Here is a 3256-nt window from a genome sequence, read left to right as displayed (position 1 = left end):
GCCCGGCCGGCCAGGCTGCCCCGGCGGCGCCGCGCCGCCCGGAATGATACAGGCTTGCTGACCTTTCCGGCGCCCGCCAAGCTGCCCCTCCCGTCCCGCACAGCCATGAGCGAGCCGCCTTGGAACCCTTGAAACCCGTCTCCGCCGCGGCGCGAATCGTGCTCGGCATCCTGTTCTTCGTGCTGTTCATCGGGCTGTGGGGGCTGGTCACCGCCACCGGCTTCGTGCAGCCGCTGTTCCTCGCCTCGCCCTGGCAGGCGCTGGCCTCGGGCTGGTCGCTGTTCACCGAGTACAATTTCGCCGGCGATGTCGGCATGACGGTGTGGCGCGTCCTCGGCGGCTTCGTGCTGGCCAGCGTGATCGCCGTGCCGCTCGGCCTGGCCATGGGCGCCTACAAGGGGGTCGAGGCCTTCTTCGAGCCCTTCATCTCCTTCGCCCGCTATTTGCCGGCCTCGGCCTTCATCCCGCTGCTGATCCTCTGGGCGGGCGTGGGCGAGGCGCAGAAGCTCTCGGTCATCTTCCTCGGCAGCGTGTTCCAGATCGTCATCATGGTGGCCGTCATCGCCGGCGCCACGCGCATCGACCTGGTGGAGGCCGCCTACACCCTCGGCGCGCGCCAGGGCGGCATCCTGAAGCGCGTCATCATCCCGGCCGCCGCGCCGCAGGTGATGGAGGCGCTGCGCCTGGTGCTCGGCTGGGCCTGGACCTACGTCATCGTGGCCGAGCTGATCGGTGCGCAGAGCGGCATCGGCCACATGATCATGGACAGCCAGCGGCTGCTCGACACCGGGCAGATGATCTTCGGCATCGTCGTCATCGGGCTGATCGGGCTGGTGACGGATTTCCTCTTCAAGGCGCTGAACCGGCGCCTGTTCCGCTGGGCGTCGCTGTGATGGCTGAACTTTCTTCCGGTGCGCGCGGCCTGTCGGTGCGCGGCCTCACCCGCTCCTTCCCCGGCCAGGGCCGCGCGGCGCCGACGCTGGCGCTGCAGCCCACCGATCTCGACGTCGCGCCGGGCGAGTTCGTCTCCATCCTCGGCCCCTCGGGCTGCGGCAAGTCGACGCTGCTGCGCATCGTGGCCGGGCTGGACCGCCCGACCGGGGGCGCGGTGACGCTGCATGGCCGGCCGGTGACGCGCCCGGGGCCGGACCGTGGCATGGTGTTCCAGTCCTACACCCTGTTCCCCTGGCTGACCGTGCGCCAGAATATTCTTTTCGGTCTGCAGGAACGCCGGGTGCCGGAGCGCGAGGCGCAGGAGATCGCGGCGCGCTTCATCGCCCGCACCGGGCTGCGCGGCTTCGAGGACCACTGGCCGCGCCAGCTCTCGGGCGGCATGCAGCAGCGCACCGCGCTGGCGCGCGCGCTGGCCAACGACCCGGACATCCTGCTGCTGGACGAGCCCTTCGGCGCGCTCGACCACCAGACGCGCGAGCTGATGCAGGAGCTGCTGCTGGAGGTCTGGGGCAGCGACACGCCGGAGACGCGCAAGACGGTGCTGTTCGTCACCCACGACATCGACGAGGCGGTGTTCCTGGCCAACCGCGTGCTGGTGATGTCCGCCCGCCCCGGCCGGGTGAAGGCCGAGGTGCCGGTGCCCCTGCCCTATCCGCGCGACTGGACGGTCAAGACCACCCCCGTCTTCGCCGAGCTGAAGGCGCGGCTGATGGCCGAGATCCGCGAGGAGGTGCGCAAGGCGGCGCTGGGCTGAGCCGGGGCGGGCTGGGCTGTAGTGGCGCGGGGGGACAGTGGTCAGCAGCGCCACACCAGCCAACGGCGCAGCGTCGGCAGCAGCTAGAGGCTGTTATCGACGTCTCATAACCAATGAAAAATTGAGGTATTATTTCATGATGAAGCCATTTCGAGGATCAAGATTGAAGATTGAACGAGCAAAACATCATCTAGATTCTCTTCAAAAACAGATTGAAGATTATATTTACTCCAAACCCTTCAAAATAGGCATCAAAGATAATGGGTGGAGATATGGACCAAAAATTAAAATAGAACGTGATCCTCCATTCTTTTTGCCAACAATAATTGGAGATATTGTTCATAATCTTCGTGTTTCTCTGGATTTACTTGCGTCCGATTTAGTTAGAATTAATGGCGGAAACACAAAAGGAGTATATTTTCCTTTTTGTGAAAGCAGTAAAGATTTGAAAAGTACGATAAAACAAAGAAATCTACATCGCGCTTCAGTTGAAGCTCAGAATTTGATTATTTCTTTAAAGCCCTACAAAGGAGGAAATTCTCTTCTCCGCGCACTTCACGATCTAGATATAACAGACAAACATAAAATGCTAATTCCAGCAATCACTGGAATTTCTTCTGAAGGATTCGAGATTTTCATAGATATATTCGAAGATCCTTGTATTTTATTAGAAATGAGTATTCAGTACGACGATGAGTCTAAGGAACATCCGTGGAAATACGAATATTTTGATGAAGATATTTCATCCGAATTTTATCGCTCAATCAAATTTGTTTTTGGTCGAGAAATTTTTGATAAAGATGTTGATGTAATTGAATTTCTCAAAAAAATTGCTGATCTTGTTGAAGATATAATAGCCCTATTTGAGAAAAAATTTGAAAATATTATCCTTGATTATATTACAAATAAACAAGTCCAAACTCGATCAACTGTAAAAATAAAATTTGAAATTATCAAAAATGAATGTAATAATTATATAAATAATAATTCGATTAAGAAATAATTACACCAAATTACAAAAATACGGCTAGACCTTGGGGAGGCGAATGTCATAAAAGACAGATCGGCGGACCATTCATTGTATTATCCCTGCCGCTACTTTTTCTTCTTCGCCTTCGCCGCCTCGCCCACGCGCAGCCCCTCGCCCGCCATGGCCTCCAGCCGCGCCGGCAGGTTGGCCAGGATGGCGTCGCGATAGCCGGGCACCTTCTTCCAGGCCTTGCGCTCCGGCTTGCTCATGCCGCAGCCGAGGCACCAGCCGCTCTCCTCGTCGAATTCGCACACCTTGATGCAGGGTCTGTCGCTCATCTCGCTCCGCTCCGGCGCGACGGGCGCCGTGGCGCGCATATGGTCCCGCCCCGCCACCCTGCCGCGCAGGGCAGCCATGCGGTTCGCTTGTTCTTATTTTGTTCTTTCATTAGGCTGGCCCCGCCCGATCACGGAGACCCGCCATGACGCCTCCCGCCCCCGCCTGGCCGCTGGACCGCGAGGCCGCGCTGCGATCGCCGCTGGCGCAGTGGCGCGGCTGGCAGATCCGCGCCCGCTGCG

General features: G+C 58.8%; 4 protein-coding genes. 3 read left to right on the top strand and 1 reads right to left on the bottom strand.

The window, feature by feature from the left end; all coding sequences use genetic code 11:
• Positions 1 to 119 precede the first annotated feature (119 nt).
• The 3 genes from HMPREF0731_RS00200 to HMPREF0731_RS23930 all read left to right on the top strand — a co-directional run bounded on the left by HMPREF0731_RS00200 (position 120) and on the right by HMPREF0731_RS23930 (position 2711).
• Positions 120 to 893, top strand: coding sequence for an ABC transporter permease (locus HMPREF0731_RS00200; protein ID WP_040611792.1), 774 nt, complete (start codon positions 120 to 122; stop codon positions 891 to 893).
• Positions 893 to 1708: an ABC transporter ATP-binding protein gene (locus HMPREF0731_RS00195; RefSeq protein ID WP_007001945.1), complete on the top strand. Its 816-nt coding sequence runs from the start codon at positions 893 to 895 to the stop codon at positions 1706 to 1708. The genes HMPREF0731_RS00200 and HMPREF0731_RS00195 overlap by 1 nt, the downstream gene beginning before the upstream one ends.
• A 163-nt stretch (positions 1709 to 1871) precedes the next feature.
• Complete coding sequence (locus HMPREF0731_RS23930) at positions 1872 to 2711, top strand: hypothetical protein (protein ID WP_169312241.1); 840 nt, start codon at positions 1872 to 1874, stop codon at positions 2709 to 2711.
• A 92-nt stretch (positions 2712 to 2803) separates the two neighbouring features.
• Here the strand turns inward: HMPREF0731_RS23930 and HMPREF0731_RS00190 are convergent, their stop codons facing one another.
• Positions 2804 to 3016, bottom strand: a complete 213-nt coding sequence (locus HMPREF0731_RS00190) for a DUF1289 domain-containing protein (protein ID WP_040612042.1) — start codon at positions 3014 to 3016, stop codon at positions 2804 to 2806.
• Positions 3017 to 3256: the final 240 nt, after the last annotated feature.

Origin of the sequence: Pseudoroseomonas cervicalis ATCC 49957, assembly GCF_000164635.1 — a bacterium.
GTDB classification, from domain to species: Bacteria; Pseudomonadota; Alphaproteobacteria; order Acetobacterales; family Acetobacteraceae; genus Pseudoroseomonas; species Pseudoroseomonas cervicalis.
This window is presented reverse-complemented; position numbering and strand designations above follow the sequence as displayed.

Coding starts and splice junctions, on each gene's coding strand:
- HMPREF0731_RS00195 (WP_007001945.1), top strand. CDS start 893: ATGGCTGAACTTTCTTCCGGTGCGCGCGGCCTGTCGGTGCGCGGCCTC.
- HMPREF0731_RS00190 (WP_040612042.1), bottom strand. CDS start 3,016: ATGAGCGACAGACCCTGCATCAAGGTGTGCGAATTCGACGAGGAGAGC.